At 50.5% G+C, this 19,046-nt stretch carries 13 protein-coding genes; 7 read left to right on the forward strand and 6 right to left on the reverse strand.

Annotation, left to right across the window (positions count from 1 at the left end; all coding sequences use genetic code 11):
• Nucleotides 1–106: 106 nt before the first annotated feature.
• The 4 genes from AC2215_RS07130 to AC2215_RS07145 all read right to left on the reverse strand — a co-directional run bounded on the left by AC2215_RS07130 (nucleotide 107) and on the right by AC2215_RS07145 (nucleotide 3,593).
• Entirely contained in the window at nucleotides 107–1,237 is a 1,131-nt protein-coding gene (locus tag AC2215_RS07130) for a redoxin domain-containing protein (RefSeq protein ID WP_486809273.1), read from the reverse strand.
• A gap of 71 nt (nucleotides 1,238–1,308) precedes the next feature.
• Nucleotides 1,309–1,704: a hypothetical protein gene (locus AC2215_RS07135; protein WP_486809274.1), complete on the reverse strand. Its 396-nt coding sequence runs from the start codon at nucleotides 1,702–1,704 to the stop codon at nucleotides 1,309–1,311.
• Nucleotides 1,705–1,708: 4 nt separating this feature from the next.
• Entirely contained in the window at nucleotides 1,709–2,296 is a 588-nt protein-coding gene (locus tag AC2215_RS07140; RefSeq protein WP_486809275.1) for a hypothetical protein, read from the reverse strand.
• Nucleotides 2,297–2,711: 415 nt separating this feature from the next.
• Nucleotides 2,712–3,593, reverse strand: coding sequence for a hypothetical protein (locus tag AC2215_RS07145; RefSeq protein ID WP_486809276.1), 882 nt, complete (start codon nucleotides 3,591–3,593; stop codon nucleotides 2,712–2,714).
• Between the two features lie 412 nt (nucleotides 3,594–4,005).
• Here AC2215_RS07145 and AC2215_RS07150 point away from each other — a divergent pair, with 412 nt between their 5' ends.
• The 4 genes from AC2215_RS07150 (at nucleotide 4,006) to AC2215_RS07165 (ending at nucleotide 8,119) form a co-directional block, all read left to right on the forward strand.
• Complete coding sequence (locus AC2215_RS07150; protein ID WP_486809277.1) at nucleotides 4,006–5,790, forward strand: hypothetical protein; 1,785 nt, start codon at nucleotides 4,006–4,008, stop codon at nucleotides 5,788–5,790.
• Between the two features lie 311 nt (nucleotides 5,791–6,101).
• Nucleotides 6,102–6,638, forward strand: coding sequence for a CAP domain-containing protein (locus tag AC2215_RS07155; protein WP_486809278.1), 537 nt, complete (start codon nucleotides 6,102–6,104; stop codon nucleotides 6,636–6,638).
• A 50-nt stretch (nucleotides 6,639–6,688) separates the two neighbouring features.
• The gene (locus AC2215_RS07160; protein ID WP_486809279.1) at nucleotides 6,689–7,312 is read left to right on the forward strand and encodes a ribonuclease D; all 624 of its coding nucleotides are present in this window, start codon (nucleotides 6,689–6,691) and stop codon (nucleotides 7,310–7,312) included.
• A 327-nt stretch (nucleotides 7,313–7,639) separates the two neighbouring features.
• A complete protein-coding gene (locus tag AC2215_RS07165) occupies nucleotides 7,640–8,119 on the forward strand; it encodes an SMI1/KNR4 family protein (RefSeq protein ID WP_486809280.1) in 480 nt (159 codons plus the stop codon).
• A gap of 392 nt (nucleotides 8,120–8,511) precedes the next feature.
• On the opposite strand, the gene AC2215_RS07170 is transcribed toward AC2215_RS07165, so the two are convergent.
• On the reverse strand, nucleotides 8,512–11,580 hold the full coding sequence (locus tag AC2215_RS07170) for a S8 family serine peptidase (protein ID WP_486809281.1): 3,069 nt from the start codon (nucleotides 11,578–11,580) through the stop codon (nucleotides 8,512–8,514).
• Between the two features lie 637 nt (nucleotides 11,581–12,217).
• On the opposite strand from AC2215_RS07170, the gene AC2215_RS07175 reads away from it, so the two are divergent.
• On the forward strand, nucleotides 12,218–12,340 hold the full coding sequence (locus tag AC2215_RS07175) for a hypothetical protein (protein ID WP_486809282.1): 123 nt from the start codon (nucleotides 12,218–12,220) through the stop codon (nucleotides 12,338–12,340).
• Here the strand turns inward: AC2215_RS07175 and AC2215_RS07180 are convergent.
• Entirely contained in the window at nucleotides 12,337–14,946 is a 2,610-nt protein-coding gene (locus AC2215_RS07180; protein WP_486809283.1) for an SdrD B-like domain-containing protein, read from the reverse strand. The two genes, AC2215_RS07175 and AC2215_RS07180, sit on opposite strands and share 4 nt — an antisense overlap.
• Nucleotides 14,947–16,246: 1,300 nt before the next feature.
• Between AC2215_RS07180 and AC2215_RS07185 the strand changes: the two genes are divergently transcribed.
• Nucleotides 16,247–16,861 carry a Crp/Fnr family transcriptional regulator gene (locus AC2215_RS07185; protein ID WP_486809284.1) on the forward strand — a complete coding sequence of 205 codons (615 nt, stop codon included), beginning with the start codon at nucleotides 16,247–16,249 and terminating at the stop codon, nucleotides 16,859–16,861.
• A gap of 159 nt (nucleotides 16,862–17,020) precedes the next feature.
• Complete coding sequence (locus AC2215_RS07190; RefSeq protein WP_486809285.1) at nucleotides 17,021–18,514, forward strand: PP2C family protein-serine/threonine phosphatase; 1,494 nt, start codon at nucleotides 17,021–17,023, stop codon at nucleotides 18,512–18,514.
• The last annotated feature ends 532 nt before the right edge of the window (nucleotides 18,515–19,046 follow it).

Below are 19,046 nucleotides of genomic sequence, written 5' to 3' on the forward strand. Positions count from 1 at the left end.
ATTTGGGCGATAAATTACGCGAAAAACGACATCTGACATATCCAAATGCTTCGCCCTCCGCTCTGTTGTTGCTTGCGTTTCCCCCAATTCCCCCAATTCCGAATTCCTACTTCTCCACCGTAATAATATTCTGGTAATCGTTATTGGCGCGTTCTTCGTAGGCTTTGCGCTGTTCGGCATCTTTGTCGCCGTAGAAAAACGACAGCAGGACGAAGCGTTCGCCGGCGGTGATATCCGTGGCTTCGTGCATCAGGGAACAGGAAAAAATCACCGCACAGCCGGTATCGGGTTTGTAGAGATGGGAACCGTATTCGGGAAACCGCAGAAAGCCGCCTTCGTACTCGCCAGCGTTTAAATTTAAGGTCATGGCAAAGCGTCGGTGGGCGGTTCCCCCGGTGGTATCATCGCGGTGCGCTCGGAAAAATCCCCCGCGACTGGCATCGTAGCTGCCGATGCGAAAACTTTCCCAGTGGTTAGCTTCAAATTGGAAAGCACGCTTCATTTCTGGAAAAACACGTCGCTTCATCTTCGCCACCAAACTTCTGAGGATTTTCGGATCGCGGACGAAGTGATCGCGGCGGATTTTGTGGGTGTAGTCGATGTAGCCGACGGTTTGCTCTCCTTCTCGCTTCATAAAGCCGGAGTCGCCGTTATCGGTATGCCACAACCGAATTAAATCCTGGCAAAATTCCTTGTCGAGGACGTTGGGAATCAGCAAGACGGGGGCTTGCATCGTCATGTGGCGAGGTTCTTCGCGGGGGATGAGGGTGTGGATATCGCTGCGCATTTGGGAGATAGCTGCTTCTAGCTCCCCGAGGTGGTAGATTTGGAGAATCTTCAGGTTGGTATCGATTAAAAATGCCGCCCGCGCGTAAATCCAGTCTCCTTTATCGTCATCGGTGGGACGACATACGCCGTAGAGTTTGCTAACCGCTTTGTTGGTATCGGAAAGGAGAGTATAGGAAATATCGTGTTGTTCCCCAAAGGCGTGACGGGATTCGGGACGATCTAAACTAATGCTGTAAATCTCGACGTTCGCTTCATCGCACTCCGGCATCAAATCTCGAAATGCGATCGCTACTTCCTGGCATCCGGACATTTCATCTTGGGCGTAGAAAAAGACGATCGCCGGTTTACCTGCCTTGTCGCTGAGAATGAAGCGATCGCCCATTCGATCGAGCAAACCAAATAGGGGAAGGCGATCGCCGATAGAGAGAGTTCGAGTAGAAAGAGACATGATTTTAGCTATGCCATACTACGACTAATTTTTCTCTAATTTACTTCACTCTCTAATAGTATGCAGAATTCCTAAAACTCCCAGATGTGGTCTGGATCGTTAAGTGCTGCTCGAACCCTCGATGTATTCACTAAATCTTTGAATGGACTCGTTTTTGCCAGTTCTGTAATGGAATTTAATAGAAGCGCTAATTGTTCGATATTACCAGATTCCATCGCTCGATCGGCTTGCTGGAAAAGATTCTGAAAGTTTTCTTGCCGCTCGTCGAAAGCGCGATCGAGATATGACATCAAAATTTCTCGCTTGGCAGCAATACCCTCTAAGGTTGTTTTCTCCCAAGCTTCAATCTCACGCCTTTTTGTTTTCTCCTCTTGGGCAATTTTTGCATACTCTGCCCATGCTTCAACAATTTCATTAAGACATTCAAGGGGATTTAGAATGACTTCAGGATTACGAGGAAATTTCATTAGCTTATTTATCTTCTTGATTGTTTATTTCTTGAAATAATATGTAGTATTTTTTTGCGTCGATTTTATTATTATTTGGTTTTCCTTCATTATCAAGAATTGGAATTTTCAAAATTTCAGAAAGTGCTTTTACCAATAATCCTGTTTTTTGAAACTTTTCCAAGTCACCCTCTAGGTTAAATGGTTTGTCTTCAAGATCATCTAAACTGGCAATAGCTTTAGAATTGATAAAGCGAATCAAACTCTGTAACTCTTGGATGCGTTTTTGGACTTGTTCGAGAAATTCTTCAAACCCTTCCAACTTGCTAATTTCAGTGTTAGCTTTCGCTTCATACTCTTGAGCTTTAGTCAGAGCTTTTTCTCCCTGTCCGGCGAGAACAAACCCACCAATCATCAAAGCCGGTCCAGCGGTAATACCACCCAAAACCATCGTTCCGAGTGCCATACCACCTCCTCCTGCTGCCAACGAACCCCCACCCAGGAATGCAAGTGTCGCGTTCCAAGCCGCTGCTCCACTCAGTCCCGATATCGCCCTCTCCAATTTTTTTTGCTTTTTGCATATTGGAAATGCCACCAGCACCTGTTGCTGCACCCGTTAAAGCGGTTACAGCGGCTGCCGCACCTAAAACGATCGGAATGATGAATATCATAATAATCAAATTCCTATGATGAAGCGATCTTGAAATGTTGAGCTAAGTTTTCTCTTTCTTGATTTAAAACGAACAATATAATCAGTGACTTCCGTACAAGTACTGAAATCAATAAATTAGCAGTTACGAATATGTATATTTTTTATCACTGAATCGATTCTATATTGTTAAATTAAAATAAAAAAACACTAAAAAATATAATCCAAAAATGCCGCGCAAAAAATCGCTTGCAACTATGCTAAAGAATGAGGAAGTGAGATCGCCTAAACACAAGTCGATCGGTCTTTCTGACTATCTCCTCTCGGTCGGCATTCTCCATCTCCGTCTCTAGCCAAACGTCTATAAATACGCGATCGCTCAAGGCATCCATTCCAAACGAATCCCCACCCGACTCTCTTTATCTGCCCGCGAATTTTGCTTCTGAATCTCTGTCGATAATCGCCAGTTCGCAGTCACGGCATAGCCAAACGAAAGGGTGGTAATGCCCACCTCATCATCGCGACTCGGCGAGACAAAACTCTGGGTTAACGAAATATCAGCGGCACCGCTGCGCGATAACGCCAAAATCAACCGCATACCCACATTGATGCTATCGGTTGAATAATCGATCGTTTCGATATTTCGGTAGCCCACCACTGGGGCAATATTGATATAACTCCCCAAGGGAAGCAGGTAGTAGCGGACATCGCCTCCCCAAGTGCGGCGATCGCGATCGTTAAAGGTTTGTTGGTATTCTCCACTCACCGTTAACCCAGTCTTCCCAATAAAAAGATCTTCAATCCCCACATGAAATCCTCCTTGGTCATCAGTCGAGGCAAACTGGGAGTATCCAAACCTCACGCGGGTGCGAAAACTCCGATCGTGGCGAATCTCCTCCATGACATCTGGCACTTCCTGCAACCATTCCTGTAGAACCGGACTGCCTTCGATAATTTCTCGATCGATCTCTAGCTCGTTGGCTCTATAGCTGTATTCAGTGAGGTTAGGACAGTCCAATCTAACATGAGCGTATCTTTTACTTTCTCCCCCTGCTCCCCCTGCTCCCCTGTCCACAGTCACTTGTGTCCTAACACGACTGCATATAGCTATATCCTCTACTGGGGTTTGGCTTTGCTGTGTTTCTTCTGGCAATACGCGACTCGAAATTGATGGGAACGGAGTCGGATCGAACGGATTCAAAACCGGATTGGCGATCGCTAAAGTCAGGCTAGTAAGCTGCCACGCATTGAGATCGTGCATTGGGGTTGAGGAGGAAATGGGGAGAGGGAGACACCGTAAAGGATTGAAGGCTGTCACATCCATCACTCAATCTACAATCTTTTTAGGTATTCGGCAGTGAAGCCGAACATCCGAGCCGTACTAGTGCTGCTACGCAGAATTAAAAATGCGCGCATTAAAAATTAAAAATGCTTACTGTATATAGCTTTGAGCGGTTGAAAATGAGCTTGTTATTTCTGCCGCGCTGCACTAGGTGGCTTTGTCCTCTGGATACGATCTTTGCATGGTGTCTTAGCTCAAACCCATTGTGATTTTGCTACAATCCTTACTAGCACTTGGTTTTGGATGCATCGCGATCGCCAATCGCATCGCACGGTCCAGTCAACTGGCTCGATCGAGCGACTGTGAAATTCAGATAATCGGGGTAGTAATTATGAGCGACCAATCAAATAAATCTTCCCAAGCCCCAGTACCCAGTTCTGAGGCTGGGAAAATTTCTCCGGAATTCGACGGCAATGGTTCTGGGGAAGGAATCGACCCCCCTCGAGAGGTAACGGTCTCTTCAACCTCGGAAGTTCAAACAGAAACGGTTTCTCCCGCCCCCAAAGCGATCGAGGAAAAAATCGACGAAAAGCCTCTGTACAAAAAAGCACTATTATTCATCCCGCTGCTGTTGGTTGCCTTGGGAATTGGGGCGCTCGCCTGGAACCGCCTTCGCAATCCCGGTGAACTCGACGAACCCGAAATTGCAACAGAATCTCGATTGCCCGTTCGTGCCGTTCCCATTCGCGTCGCCTCAATTCGCGAGTGGGTATCCGGCGATGGCTACGCAAACGCACTGCGGGCCAAACACCTGACCTTTGAAATCTCCGGAACGGTAGAATATATCACCAAAGTAGACGGACGAGACCTCAAAGAAGGGGATTTCGTCTTTGGGGGAGAGCTACTCGCCCAAATTGACGATCGCACCCTCCAAGCGGACTTAGCCCAATCTCAAGCTGGAGCGGCTGAAGCCCTCGAGCAAGAAAGTAGTGCCGAAGCCCAACGCCAACAAGCCCTCGCCCAAGTGGAGCAAGCCCGCGCCCAAGTGGAGCAAGCCCGCGCCCAACTCGATCGCGAGGAAAGTAGCGTCGTATCGGCCAACGCTCAATTGCGCCAAGCCCAAGCCAATTTAAGCCGCGCCCAAGCAGATCTCAAAAGTGCCGAATCCAGTCGGGAGTTAGCGATTCGGGATGTGGAGCGCTACCGAGGACTGGTCTCTCAGGGTATTGAAACCCGGCGACAACTCGAAGTCAGCGAAAGTCAACTCGAGCAAGCCGACGCTCAGGTTGCCGCCGCCGAGGCAGGGGTGCGATCGGCCTCGGAAGAAATCGCCGCCGCTCAAGCTTCCATCGAATCTGCCCGCAGCCAAGTCGTGGCCGCCCAGAGTAATATCGATGCCCTCGAAAGTAACGCCCTCGCTTTGGAAAGTAATGTCAGCGCGGCTGATGCCCAAATCAACGCTGCTTTAGCGGGAATTGTCTCGGCCGATACCCAAGTGATTCGCCGGGAAGTGGCGATCGAAGACAGCCAAATTGTTGCCCCTTTTGATGGGGTGGTGGCATACCTCAACATTCGCGAGGGGGAATATTGGTCCACGCAAATTCTCAATACCTCCACGTATCAAAATGTGGTGGAGTCGATCCCCATTATCGTCATCGACCCCAGCGAATTTGAAGTGGATATCGAATTACCCGCGTTTCAAGGGGCAGCGGTCAAACCCGGTCAGCAGGCGATCGTCTTGCGAGAGGAAGATGTGAGCGAAGCCCAAACGGGTCGGTTAACCGGCGACCAGTTGCGGGAACGGGCGATCGCCGAAGGACGGGTTTTTTCTGTCAGTCCGTCGGTTACCCCCGGCGGTCGAGCGGTGAAAGTCACCGTCCGCATTCCCCAAGGCACTGCCAATCTCCGACATGGGGCGCGGGTTGTGACTTGGATTGCGATCGAGGAAAGCCCCAGAACTACCGTCGCGCCGGTGAATGCCTTCGTGTACCGCGATCGTCAACCTTACATTTTCCTGGTTCGCCCCGATGGCACGGTGCAACAGCAGGCGGTGGATATTGGCATTGAAGGGTTTTCCGAGCGAGAAATTCTCTCGGATCTGCCGCCGGGAAGTTTGGTGGTGACCGATGGTAAAGATCGTCTGGTGGATGGAACGCCGGTGGAGGTTGTGGATTGAGGATGCGCTGGTATAGGAACCGCCACACCCGTGTTTGATATCGTGAAGGTGAGCGGGGGAAGCTGGGGGAGCCTTTCAAGTGAATGTTTTTTAGATTCCGGTGGATTTGAGCAGGGGGAGCTGGGGGAGCGGGGGAAGAAGGGGGAGAAAGATCGAAGATACGCTCATGTTAGCTCGGACTGTCTGCACCCTAACTGAATACCGCTATACAACAAGAGAATCATCCCTATCATCTGTATGGGGTCGAAATCGCATCTCGTCATTTAGTCTAAACTTCCAGTCAATAGAAGAACTCGCCTGAAATCAAATCCATGGTTAATTTAACGTTCGATCGCCTGTGTTTGGGATTATTTGCCCTTGCGAGTCTTGGGGGTTGCGAGGTTGCCGGTAGCATTTCTGCCCCCGTTTCTGCCCCAATCTCATCGCCGGTTCGATCGGTTCCGGTGGCAGCGGCAACGTTTATCGAGATTGAAGAAGCGGTTCATCAGAAGGTCAACCAATATCGTCAGAGTCAAGGTTTACCCACTCTCTCCCTCGATCCGCAAATGAGCGACATTGCTCGATCGCATTCTGAAGATATGTCCTCGGGAACGGTGGCATTCGGTCACGATGGATTTGAAGAACGGGCGGATGCCCTGGGTGAGCTGGTTTCCCTGCGGGAGGTGGGGGAAAATGTGGCCTATAACCAAGGCTACAGCGACCCAGCAACTCAAGCCTTTGAAGGGTGGCTCGATAGTCCCGGTCACTTGAAAAATATTGAAGGGAATTACAACATGACGGGCATCGGTATCGCTCGCAACAGCCAAGGTGAATATTACTTCACGCAACTGTTCGTCCGCAGCCAGTAACAGGGGACAATGGACAACGGAAACAGACCATTGACCATCACCAACACACCATGGAAAATTTTCAAGTTTGCGATCGCGACCTACCCAACGAAACCCTCGATCGATATCTGGCTGCCGAGGAAATCGCCGTGGATACGGAAACCATGGGATTGCTTCCCCAGCGCGATCGCCTCTGTTTGGTGCAGCTATGCGACCCAGATGGCTACGTGAGCGCCATTCGCATCGCCCGAGGACAAACGGAAGCGCCAAATTTGAAAAAACTAATGGAAGCAGAGGCGATCGTCAAGGTGTTTCATTTTGCCCGGTTTGATGTCGCTACCCTGCGCTACCATCTCGGCATCCAGGTTGCTCCCCTATTCTGCACGAAAATTGCCAGCAAACTGGCAAGAACCTACACCTCCCAACACGGTTTAAAATCCTTGATTGCCGAACTCGAAGGGGTCGAACTCGACAAACGCGCCCAGAGTTCTGATTGGGGCAATGCTGCCAATTTATCCGATGCCCAGCTCAACTATGCTGCCAACGACGTGCGATATTTGCTGGGTGCGCGCCAAAAGTTAACGGAGATGTTGCAACGGGAAGAACGCTGGGAACTGGCGCAGCAATGTTTTGAATGTCTTCCGGTGCACGTTTCTTTGGATTTATTGCAATACCAAGGGATTTTCGAGCATTAGACCTTTTTTTGGGAAAGGGTTAAAGGTTAAGGGTTAAGGGGGAAAGCCAGAAGAAATTCATGACTTCAGTATAGAAATCGATCTGAATTTTTATTTCTACCAGATGTCTATTAGACCTCTTAGAGGAGAAGGGGGAAGCTGGTAAATGTGAGTTTATGAAGTTAGGGCGATGAAGAGTCAGTTCGGGTTCCATCGATGGGAGAATGCCTAGGTGATGATGCGGGTCACTGTTTCAGAATCGAGGGTATAACAGGAGGATAACCGGTTGTGTGGTGAGTGGGAATTTGAGACCCAGTTCTCACCTAATCCGCTCTCGAACGGACATTAATGATGTATCTCGATCGATTTAAAGCTCGTTTTCAAGAATTAGGACGGGTGAAAAAGCGTTATGCCAAGAGGGTCTTATCTTGCACGGAAAAGCAAGTTCGTTCCCTCGAAAAACAATGCGGACTCTCATTACCCGCTGCTTACAAGGAATTCCTTCTCTGGGGAGGCATTCAGGCTGGTAGATTCCTGGTTGGTTCGGACTTCTTTTACGATCCTCAAATGTATCAACGGCGCGAAGGTTTGGAGGCACTCTTAAAAGAAGATGAATTTCCCGAGCCGCTGCCAGAAGATGCTTTTGTGTTCGGCGGACATCAAGGCTATATCTTTTGGTTTTTCAAAACCTCTGACGGAGACGATCCGCCGGTTTACGGGTATAAGGAGGAATCGGCACCGATACTTTTTGAAGCCGTTCCGTTTAGAAAAATCGCTCCAAGCTACAGCCAATTTCTGTTAGAAGCATTGGAAGAAGAAGCAAGTTGAGTTCGATCTTTATCCATTACGAGTGGAGTTTAGACTCATTCAAAAAGTACGCTACATCTATGATTCTTATCAAAAAATACCATAGGTCGCGTCAAGCTTTTTTGAGTCTAAACTTCCACTGTCAATTGTCATATCAAGTCGGGTTAAACACCCACAATTAAGTGGCTATGGCAGAGACTCATATCATTGACATGCACTTTTCTATATTATGGATATTCATGCCGACTTGATATCAATTGTTACTAGTGCAGCGCGGCAGAAATAACTACCTAGCTCTCAAACGCTGAAAGCTCTGTACAGTCAGCATTTTTAATTTTGCATTTTGCGTGCATCGCGAGCGGTGTCGGTTTGAGTCCCGTTCAACTTTTCATTTTTAATTCTGCGTAGCAGCACTAGACGAAGCTAAACGTACTCGCATCGCTCAGCTCCAATCCCGTCACCCCAATGGCAACGCCGATGACATCCCCAGCTCGTAAAATCTGAGTATTGCCATCGACTTCCAGCAATTGGTAGTCCTCAAGCGCACCGTGAAGGACGATCGCATCTTCCCCTGGGCTCAAATCCAAAATGCGGGCAAAATCGACAGCATCGCCACCAACGTAATAGGGACCAACGCTGTCACCGAGGATGAAAGTATCCGCACCGTCTCGTCCGACGAGGGTATCTTCTTCCCCAACCCCCGCCGCGGTGGAATCGGTTCCGTTGAGGGTATCGTCGCCGTCACCTCCTGTGAGGCGATCGCTACCGGTATTTCCCGTAAGTACGTCGTTTCCATCGCCACCGCGAAGGGTATCGCTATCCTCACCTCCTGCCAGGACATCTTCTTGGGTTCCCCCATTGAGGGTGTCGTCGCCAGGACCGCCGTTGAGTTCGTCGTTATCCTCACCACCAAACAACTTGTCGTTATCTAGCCCACCGTTGAGGTCGTCGTTTCCATCTCCTCCCGTGAGGCGATCGTCTCCCCCATCCCCGTTGAGTTCGTCATCTCCCTGGCCGCCGTGGAGGGTATCGTTATCGTCGCCACCGGAGAGGGTGTCGTTTTCGGTGTTACCTTGGAGGGTGTCTTCTCCAGCGTTTCCGTTCAAGACATCGTTTTCCTCCAATCCCACGAGGGAATCGTTACCGGCGCCGCCCTCGAGTTCGTCACTTCCGAGTCCCCCTTTGAGGATATCGTCTCCCAGCTGACCGCGCAGGCGATCGTTTCCAGCATTCCCCCGAAGTTCGTCATTCCCCGCGCCGCCGTCGATTTCGTCGTTTCCAGCTCGCCCGTAAATCGCGTCATCGCTCGAACCGCCAATCAGCAGGTCGTCCCCCCCCGTTCCTTCCGGTTCGGCGCTCAGTTGGGTACCGAAATCGATATTGTCGACGGTTTCCCCGGCGTTGAGGGTAACTGTTTGCAGGGTCGGGTCGATCGCCGTACCGAAAAAATTCAACTGCCAAGAATCCCAGAAACCGACATCGCCGGTAACTCCGTCAGAAACGGCCAGAGTCCAGTCTCCAAAAGAAGACTCTCCCCAGTGGCGAGCAGAGGTGAACGTCCAACTGCTGTAATCGTCGCGGAAGTCATTGCGCGTTTCGGCCAGAATTGACTCGGTGCCATCGGGGGATGTGAGTACGATTTCCAAGTCCCCGCGATAATCATGGGTGGCATCGAAGACGATTTCCACCCATTCGAGATTGATATCCTCGACGATCGAAATGGTTGAAGTGACCCCAGTCGGGTTGTTATCGGGAATGGTTACCTCGACGAGCGTTTCCCCAGACGTAACGGAAACTTCCTCAGCCACCGTCTCCCACGCGATCGCTGCTTCCACCGCCGCCAACGCATCCACTGCCCCGAAACCGTATTTGTGGTTCACCAGATGTCCCGCGCCGTTCGTCGTCCAATCGAGATCCGTGGAATCGTTTTGTTCGGCCGTTTCCACCAGCACGTGCTGCACGTCGCGCCAGGTTAAGTTGGGATTGGCATCGAGCATCAGGGCAATAACCCCGGAAACCAGCGGTGCCGATGAAGAGGTGCCCGTGAACCGATCGGTATAGTCCCCAGCACTCAGGCCATCTTCCCCCAATAAATCCGTGGTGGTCACTCGGACTCCATCGCCACTCGAATAAGCTGTCACGAGTATCGGCGCGCCCGGTTCGCTATAGAACGCTTGCTCCCCGTTATGGTCGATCGCCCCGACGGCAATGGTGTAGCGGGAATTGGCGTAGCCGTCGTAGTTAACGTTATCGTCATTTTGCAAGCCGTTCCCCGCAGACCAGACGTAAATACTCCCCAATTCGCCGCGACCGTTGGTGACGCCATTTTCGAGAGCTGCCAGAGTCAGGGGACCTGGACCTTCCAGTCGCTGACCGTCGTCTGTAGGACCCCAACTGTTGTTGTAGATATCGATTTCCTGGTTTTGATAGCTCAGGGCGTTGGCTTCGTCGAGATCGCTTGTGGGTTCGGCCACCAGGCGCAAGCCTGCAAGGGAGGCCTCGGGTGCGACACCGCTAATTCCAAGGTTGTTATCGCCCGTACCGGCGGCGACTCCTGCCACTGCCGTACCGTGATGGTGGGTGGAAATGGGGGTGGGGTCTGGATCGTTATCGTTGAAGTCGAAACTCAAATCGGCGCGGTATCGATCGCTCAAATCGGGGTGAGCGTGTTGCAGACCATCATCGACAACGGCAATCACCACCCCAGTTCCTAGCGCGATATCCCAAGCCAGCTCGACATTCGCATCAGCCCCGACGGTTCCTCCAGTTTGCCCGGTATTCACCAAGTGCCATTGGTCGGTAAATAGAGGATCGTTGGGGATGGCGCGGGTTTGCAACGCTTGTTTGGTGAGGGGGTAGAGAAATTCAATGCCAGGAGAGGGTAACGATCGCGCCGAATCTGGTGAGGTGTCGGTATTTGGGAATTCTACCAGTAACGTATTGGAGCGATGGGGGAGAACTTCTAGATTTTTGGCTCCCAAACTGGCGGCAACGGCATCGGGGGAAACGCCGGGTTCTAAACCGACAACCCATTGGAGGGTTGGGGATGTTTCGGATGAAGATGCGATCGCCCGTTCGATCGCTCCTTCGACGGTGGCATCGGACATCTCGGGTTTTGAGGAGGGAACGCCGCGCACCGCATTCGCGTTACTCGTGGGGGGATGAATTTGTTCCCAGCCACTCGGCCGCACCACTCCAACGTAATATCGATCGGCCTCTAAGTCGCTGAAGCGGTAGTCTCCGTTGATATCAGTCGTTGTGGCGGTTTCTGCAATCTCTAATCGACCGTTGCGGTTTGCGTCTAAATACACCGTCCAGCCAGAAAGACCCGGTTCGCTGGCATTCTGGCTGCCGTCGCCATCGATATCTTCCCACAGGCTGCCCCGGATTTCTCCGGAGATTGCAAGGGGATCGATCTCCAACTCGTTTCTGTCGACAATCGATATCGTCGAGTTGGTAGCAAATGCATTTTCTGTTTTCACGATCGTTATCGAGTCCCTAATAAACTGTCAAGGTTTCTGTTGTGAAACCAGCAAGTTCCGACATCTTTCATCCCATTTCATCTGCCATGCCGTACGGCGTTGGCAGAGATTTTATTCCCGAAACTATCGCCAGCTTTCCCCAGGTTCGACCCGCGAGTAACTCCCTTCGTTTGTTCTAAATGTTATCAAAACGGTTATCGACACGGCGATCGACACCGCGATCGAAATGGGTCCGTCGGCTACCATCACTACATCTTCTCAACTTCAGTTCCAAGCCTAAAAAGATCCTCACTCAAACTCGGATGTAGGACATCTCGAAAGCCAGTTTGAATTTCTACATCTCATGTGAGGGAAGCCATTTAGCCGGTTAGTCAGATTGGCAACACTTGAGTGGATTTTACGCTGAGGTCAAAATACTCTATCCTCAAACAGCCATTGAGAAATTAAAACTGAAGATTACCCGATATGCGGAAGTCTCAACATTCAGTCAAGCCAACATTTATCTGCGAATTATCTGCATTTGGTCTCCTGGTGTGTCGATACTTTTACAGTTAGTCAAATGTCATTAAACACTCGCATAGATTTCCGATTGGAAATTTCAATCGATCGAATAAGTCAATGTCTATCATCATTGTAAATGATGACGATCTCCCCCGATCGCCACCGGAAATTTTTTATCGAAAAAGCGATCGCTTCTTCGATTCATTCGGGAAGCGATCGCCTTTTAGATCGGGGATTTGAGGTTAGTGATTGCGATTAGACAAAGCTAAACGTATTCCCATCGGCTAAATCTAACCCCGTCTGGTTGAGAACAAGCCCAATGAATTCGTTTCCAAAACGAATTTGGGTGTGGTTGTTCACTTCGCGCAGTTGATAGTCTGCTGCCGTACCGTGGAGTAAAATCGAATCGTCAGAAGCCGTGAAGTCCACAATTCGCGCAAAATCCGCACCAGCGGTGTAGTAAGCTCGATCGGCATCTCCCAGAACAAAGGTATCCTCTCCCCCTTGTCCTTTGAGAGTATCTTTTTCTCCAGCACCGGCAGCACTGGCATCGGTTCCAGTGAGAGTATCGCTACCGGAACCACCCAAGAGGCGATCGTTTCCAGAATTACCCGTGAGAACGTCGCTACCGTTACCACCATTAAGAACGTCGTTGTCGTCACCACCGTTCAGGGTATCGCTATCGTTGCCCCCAACAAGAGTATCTCGATCGGCATCACCGTTAAGTAAGTCGTTTCCAGCACTACCAATCAACCGATCGTTTTCGGTACCGCCATTAAGCGTGTCGTTGCCACCGCCACCAATCAGGCGATCGGCTCCCCCATCACCATTTACCGTGTCGTTCCCATTTGAACCGTTGAGCGTGTCGCTATCGTCGCCACCATGAAGTACGTCCTCATGTTTGCCGCCATTGAGGCTGTCGCTGCCGGCACCGCCATAAAGCGTATCGTTATTATCTCCACCATTGAGGCTGTCGTTTTCGGTACCGCCATCGAGCAGATCGTTCCCCGAACCACTCAAGAGTACATCTGCACCAGCATTGCCATTGAGGGTATCCTCTCCAGCGTTCCCCCAAAGCGTGTCGGCTCCATCTTCTCCACTCACGAGATCGTTTCCAGCTAGAGCCTTAATGGTATCGTCGCCGGCAGTTCCCACCAGAGTGTCATCTCCTGGAGTGGGAACGGCGGGGGGTTGCGCTGTCTGCTGGTTGCCGAAGTTGACATTCACGACTGTCTCATCAGCAGCAACAGTCACGATTTGCGGCAGCGCACCCGGTGCATTGGCCCGCAGCATCCAGTTATTGCTGAACTCAGACGCTGAAAAGCTATCGGGATTGAAGGTTCCGGCTGAAGAAGCCAGTGCCTTCCAGGACTTTCCGGCAGGAGCGGTCGTATCTTGAGGAATCCAGGTCGTAGTGCTGCCGTTTCCTTCATATAACGCCGCCACGAAGAAGGTTCCGCTCACCGTCGTTTCGGGAATGGCGATATTTGCCAAGCCGTCCGTTCCCGTCAAATTCGCCGTCACTTCGACCAACTTTTCATTGCCATCGGGTCGGTTATCGTTATCGAGATCTTGGTACAGGAAGACCGCTTTGGCGTTGACGAAAGACGAGAGTTCGACCGAAATAGAAGTAATCGTTTCAAAACCCGCTTGCGCCTCGAAGGCATTAAACGCCATCAAATCGCCGGAATTGTAACCGATGAAGTTTTCATTCGCGCCATCGTCAAGCTGATAAGACTCCGAACCAATCGGGTTGGCGGGGTCGGGATAAGTTTGCTCCCATCCCGGCTGGAGAACTTCAGCGACGGTATAGGTTCCGGGGTCGAGGTTATTGAAAACGTATTCCCCGTTGGCATCGGTGGTGGTGGACTGTTCTCCGGCATCCAGTTGGCGGTTGCCGTTGGTATCGAGAAAAATCGTCCAGCCGGAGAGACCGCTTTCATTGCTATCCCAGGTGCCGTCGCCGTCTAGATCTTCAAACTTGTTGCCGACGATTTTACCTTTGCCGGGGTCAGGTGCGGGAGAGGCTGCATCGATGTAATCGACATTGACGTTTTGGTTGGAGATGGTGAAGTTTTCCGTCTTCAGAGACGTACCGTCACGCTCGAACTCCACCTGATACTGTCCCGCATCCAGGAGGATTTGATATCCCCCGGCATCCATCGGCGCGATAGTTTGGCTAAAGGTGGTGCCGTTAATCCCGGTAATATTGATATCGATGTCGTTGAGACCTTCTCCTGCATCGTAGAAGGTATCGTTATCCACATCGCGGAACAGGCTTCCTAACAGCCATCCTTGGTTGTTGATGGCATTGCGATTGGCAAAGTGTTGGGTGATAACTAAGGGTCCGACACTGGTGGTGGGATCGTTTTCCGGGGTGATATCGATACCGATTTCCCGGAAGTTACTGCTCATGATGCTGTTGCGATGTCCGGCCGGGTTTTGAATCCCGCCGGGTCCGTTTCCCCAGTCGATGGCAAAGCCTGCATGACCGTGGAAGACCGAGTCAGAGAAGGCGAAAATATTTTCTGCGATGGCATTCCATTGATAGCCGGTGGCGCTGACTCGAGCGCCTAAACTCGGTTCCCCCTCAAAATTGTGGTCCTGCCTGTCAAACTGAATCATCAGTTGAGTGTGGGTGTCGGCCGAGGTATGCAGCTGCTCCGACCAAGCCAGGGGAGCCGTGGGAACGAGGCTATTCCACTGAGTTTGGAGTAAGTTGAGATCGACATCAAAAAAGTCGATCGCACCGTTGACGTTCGAGTCGGTGGAATTAATTAAGAGGTCGAGTTCGTCAGCAGGATTCATCCGCATCCGGTTGACGGCGAATAGCATTTCCTGCTCGAGTGCTGTAGGTCCTGGCATGGTTGCTGTGTTATGAATTCGTTGGGTTGCGTTTAAAACTCAAATCCGGTTGAAAAACCGTTTCTAAAACTGCCAGAATTTCGATCGATTTCGCAAATGGAAGGGGCAATGGCATTGCTAAACTCTCTACACGCCCTTAGAAGAAATGCGATTGAAAAAGTTCCTCTACCTCAAATGAGAATTTTGAATTGACTTCAATCGGGGCACAATTTGTGCTTTGTTCTATCTTCGATTCCACCCAAAATCGATTTTGAATGACTTAAAAATCGAACGATAGTGCGCCCTGAAAGACTTGACTTCAATTTAAGATTGACAGTTTTAGATATGTGTTTTACACTCTCACTCAAAGTCTTTTTTGCTGTTTTGAGAGTGTTCGTATAACAGATTACGCAATTTTTTTCGAATCTACAATGTGAAAAATACTGATTTATAATAAAAATATTAGCTTTAATTTTATTATCTATATTTAATTTTGCGTGAATTTATTGAAACCTTAGGAGGTAGAACTAAAATCCAGAAAAAACTCATTACTTTTACGGAAAGTTCGAGCCGAACATCCCATTTTAGTATCGATTCGGGTTGATGCATCTGAGCTTTTAACCTGTTGTTAACGCAAGTTCGTACCTGCAATGTCAGGATAAAAAAGAACCCAAATTTTATCCCTGGAAATTTTGTTCGGTCTGGACGAGTGCTTCCAACTCAAACCATTTCAAGACGTTACGATCGAGCGAGGGTGGTTGCTAGCTGTTCGGTGCGTTACTCTCGATCGAGATCGAACTGTCGCCATCGATTCATGGGAATAATGAAGTGGGCAACAGCGTGGGTAGACATCATACCATTTCGATCGGCCTCACCGAAGGTCACCAAATGGATCGATGAAGACTTAGCCGAGGGTAACGGGATATCGCATCAGGGATGAATCGAGTGGAAATCTAACGGCACCCGTAGGTTCGATCGATGGGATTCTACCCAAAGCCATAACAGCATTGCGATGGCGCAATGGGGTGATTCCCCTGTGGGGTTTAAGTGAAGTTTTAACTGGACTTAACCCAAGATTACTCCAACTCAAGTAGTGTGGGATACATTAGTTAGCTCACAAGAGCTAGCCTGCGGACTCAAAACAGTCCAAATCGCGCTTCGGACCTAATATCCAGACTCAAAACTTCCGGAACTGACATCTAGGCTACGTTTTTTTCATGGGTGGATCGCGAGATGCTCGATTCGAGCGAGCATTGTATGCCTGGTGGCGCATTAGAGACGAGCGACATTTCTACTTCACCCCAGTTTTTACCAAATTCCTATGCTTGCACGAGATCGATTTATCCCCGACACCATCGAACGCGAATCGAACGAACAGCGAACTTGGACGAACTACCAGCGTGGAGACATCATCCACCTTCGCGATGGTGGAATGTGGCAAGTTTGCCGGGGTTGGGTTCAAATGAGCACCTTTTCCCTCGACGGACGAGAACGGGTACTCGGATGGCTGGGTTCTTCGATGTGGTTGGGGGATGGACTGCACGCGCGACCTCAATATCGTGCCAAAGCACTCTCCGACGTCCAACTGGTTTGGTATTCCAGCGTCGAGATCGAAGTCTCTCCCCAACTACGATCGAGTATCGTCCTTCAGGTGGCATGGAGACAGCGACAACTATTAGAGTTAGTTGCAGCTATCCAACATCGGCGAGTTGAAGAACGCTTGCGCCAGGTTCTTGTGCTCCTAGAGCGAGAAATGGGACAACCCGTCCCGGAGGGAACGCGGCTGGGGGTGCGCCTCACCCATCTCGATTTAGCCAACGTCGTCGGTACCTGTCGGGTGTCGGCCACTCGCATTCTCAATCGGTTAAAGCACAAAGGACTGATTTCGTGGGATCGCCAGCGGCACCTGATTATTCACGATCGCACCTTACTGTAATTTCTGTGAAGGTCAGCGCGTATCGCTGTGTGTCTCCCTGGCGGCCGTTTCTGCTAAAGCTGCCAAAGCGACCGAGACTGCCAAATTGGGGTACGTCCGCTAACCACTGCGCTCTTATCCCCATATCCAACACCGCCAGTGGCGGTAGAGGTCCTAACAATGGACGAAATTAAGACGAAGAAAGAGACAGACCTCGATCGAGAACATCTCAAATGGAGGGCTGGTGCGATCGATGGTTCGTTCGCGAACGATAAAATCGAATTTACCCTCTCTGGCGAGATCGATTCTTCTGGGAGGGATTCTGCAGATTCTCCTCTACCGGCCCGGACGCGCTTTCCTTCAACATCCCGTACCATGTTGCCATCTCAGATTCGGGCGTTCGTACAAAACCTCAGAATCGATTCCACCCTCGCTCGACTGCATCTATTTGAGTGTTCCCTAGAATTGTCAACCCCCGGTCAAACCCTCAGAACCGCTTTCGATCGTTCTCCGAACCTACCGGGTGTGATTCTGACAATCGGTAGCGCGTTTCAAGGGATGATTTCCCGACGGCGATTTCTCGAATTAATGAGTCGTCCCTACAGCTTGGAACTCTTTAGCCGGCGTCCCATCGAGCGTTTGTACGGTTTGGTAGAAACGGAAATTTTAATTTGTCCGGGTCAAATGCCGATCGTGGAAGCGGCGATGAAATGCTTGCAGCGATCGCCCCAATGCCTCTACGAACCCGTTGTCGTCGAACTCAGTCCTCGGGAATATCGACTCGTCGACGTTCAGCAGTTGCTCGTGGCCCAATCCCACATCCACGAACTGACAACGCAATTAGTCAAAGAACGCACTGTCGAACTCGATCGGGCCAATGCTGAAATTACCTCCCTCAACCAGCGCCTGCAAGCGGAAAACCTGCGCCTGAGCGCCGAAATTGAAGTCACCCGGCGATTGCAAAAAATGTTGCTTCCGCAGCCGACGGAGTTATGCCAAATTCCGGGGTTGGAGATTGCCGGATTTATGGAACCGGCCGCTGAAGTCGGAGGCGACTACTACGACGTGCTCACTCATCATAACGGACGGGTACTCATCGGCATTGGAGATGTCACCGGACACGGTCTTGAAAGTGGCGTGTTGATGCTCATGGTACAAACCGCAGTACGGACGCTACTCGAACACGACGAAACCGATCCGGCTATTTTTCTCGATGTCCTCAACCGCACCATTTATAAAAACGTGCGCCGGATGAATTCCGATAAAAATCTCAGTTTGGCTCTATTAGAATACGATCGCGGCGAAGTCCATCTGAGCGGACAGCACGAAGAAATCCTCGTCGTCCGCGCCAATGGCCGTATCGAGCGCATCGATACCCTAGATTTGGGTTTTCCCCTGGGTTTAGAAGAACGGATTGACGAATGGATCGGTAGGCGTTCGATTCAGTTACAGTCGGGTGATGGGGTAGTGCTGTACACCGATGGGATTACCGAAGCCCAGAATGCCACGGGAGAGTTTTACGGCTTAGAACGCTTGTGCCGTAAAATCGAACGAGTTTGGAATACCAGCGCCCAGGGAATCGGACAAGCCGCGATCGAAGATTGGCGCGCTCATGTGGGCGCTCAAAAAGTTTACGACGATATTACCCTGCTGGTACTCAAACAAAGGGTTTAGGACATGGGGAACGGGGAATGGGGAATGGGGAACGGGGAATGGGGAATGGGGAACGGGGAATGGGGAACGGGGAATGGGGAACGGGGAATGGGGAATAGGGAATCGGCATTAGTGACAGGTTAAGCTTATGTGCTTTTGGTTAAGGGGTGTCGGGTGTCGGGGGAAGGAAATCTCATACAACTGCCTCCGTTGGGCAATTTTCCCCAATGTGGAGAGATCCCTTTCCACACATGAGGCGAATTCACCTCACTGCCCCACCTCTGGACAATCCTTAAGCCGAACTAACGTTAAAATCTAAAATTCCCTGACCCAACACTGTTTATCCCGAACTGACGTTGTATTACACACTCCCCCCAAGAAAAGACAGATGAGGGAACTGGCACAGGGCGATCGCAGCACCGAGTTGAGAGAGCGAAAATCCTCGATTTATTACAGCCAGGACAGTTTAGCGATTTAAAACGGTTGCGGTTGCCTTGCGCTTACCCCGATCGAACACGATCGAACGTGACCGTTCCCGTGTCCCGATTGCAAA

This window comes from Zarconia sp. (assembly GCF_057467645.1).

Bases quoted from the DNA above. Each gene is read 5' to 3' on its own strand.
- AC2215_RS07130 (WP_486809273.1), bottom strand. From the start codon at position 1,237: ATGTCTCTTTCTACTCGAACTCTCTCTATCGGCGATCGCCTTCCCCTA.
- AC2215_RS07135 (WP_486809274.1), bottom strand. From the start codon at position 1,704: ATGAAATTTCCTCGTAATCCTGAAGTCATTCTAAATCCCCTTGAATGT.
- AC2215_RS07145 (WP_486809276.1), bottom strand. From the start codon at position 3,593: ATGCACGATCTCAATGCGTGGCAGCTTACTAGCCTGACTTTAGCGATC.
- AC2215_RS07150 (WP_486809277.1), top strand. From the start codon at position 4,006: ATGAGCGACCAATCAAATAAATCTTCCCAAGCCCCAGTACCCAGTTCT.
- AC2215_RS07155 (WP_486809278.1), top strand. From the start codon at position 6,102: ATGGTTAATTTAACGTTCGATCGCCTGTGTTTGGGATTATTTGCCCTT.
- AC2215_RS07160 (WP_486809279.1), top strand. From the start codon at position 6,689: ATGGAAAATTTTCAAGTTTGCGATCGCGACCTACCCAACGAAACCCTC.
- AC2215_RS07165 (WP_486809280.1), top strand. From the start codon at position 7,640: ATGATGTATCTCGATCGATTTAAAGCTCGTTTTCAAGAATTAGGACGG.
- AC2215_RS07175 (WP_486809282.1), top strand. From the start codon at position 12,218: ATGATGACGATCTCCCCCGATCGCCACCGGAAATTTTTTATCGAAAAA.
- AC2215_RS07180 (WP_486809283.1), bottom strand. From the start codon at position 14,946: ATGCCAGGACCTACAGCACTCGAGCAGGAAATGCTATTCGCCGTCAAC.
- AC2215_RS07185 (WP_486809284.1), top strand. From the start codon at position 16,247: ATGCTTGCACGAGATCGATTTATCCCCGACACCATCGAACGCGAATCG.
- AC2215_RS07190 (WP_486809285.1), top strand. From the start codon at position 17,021: ATGGACGAAATTAAGACGAAGAAAGAGACAGACCTCGATCGAGAACAT.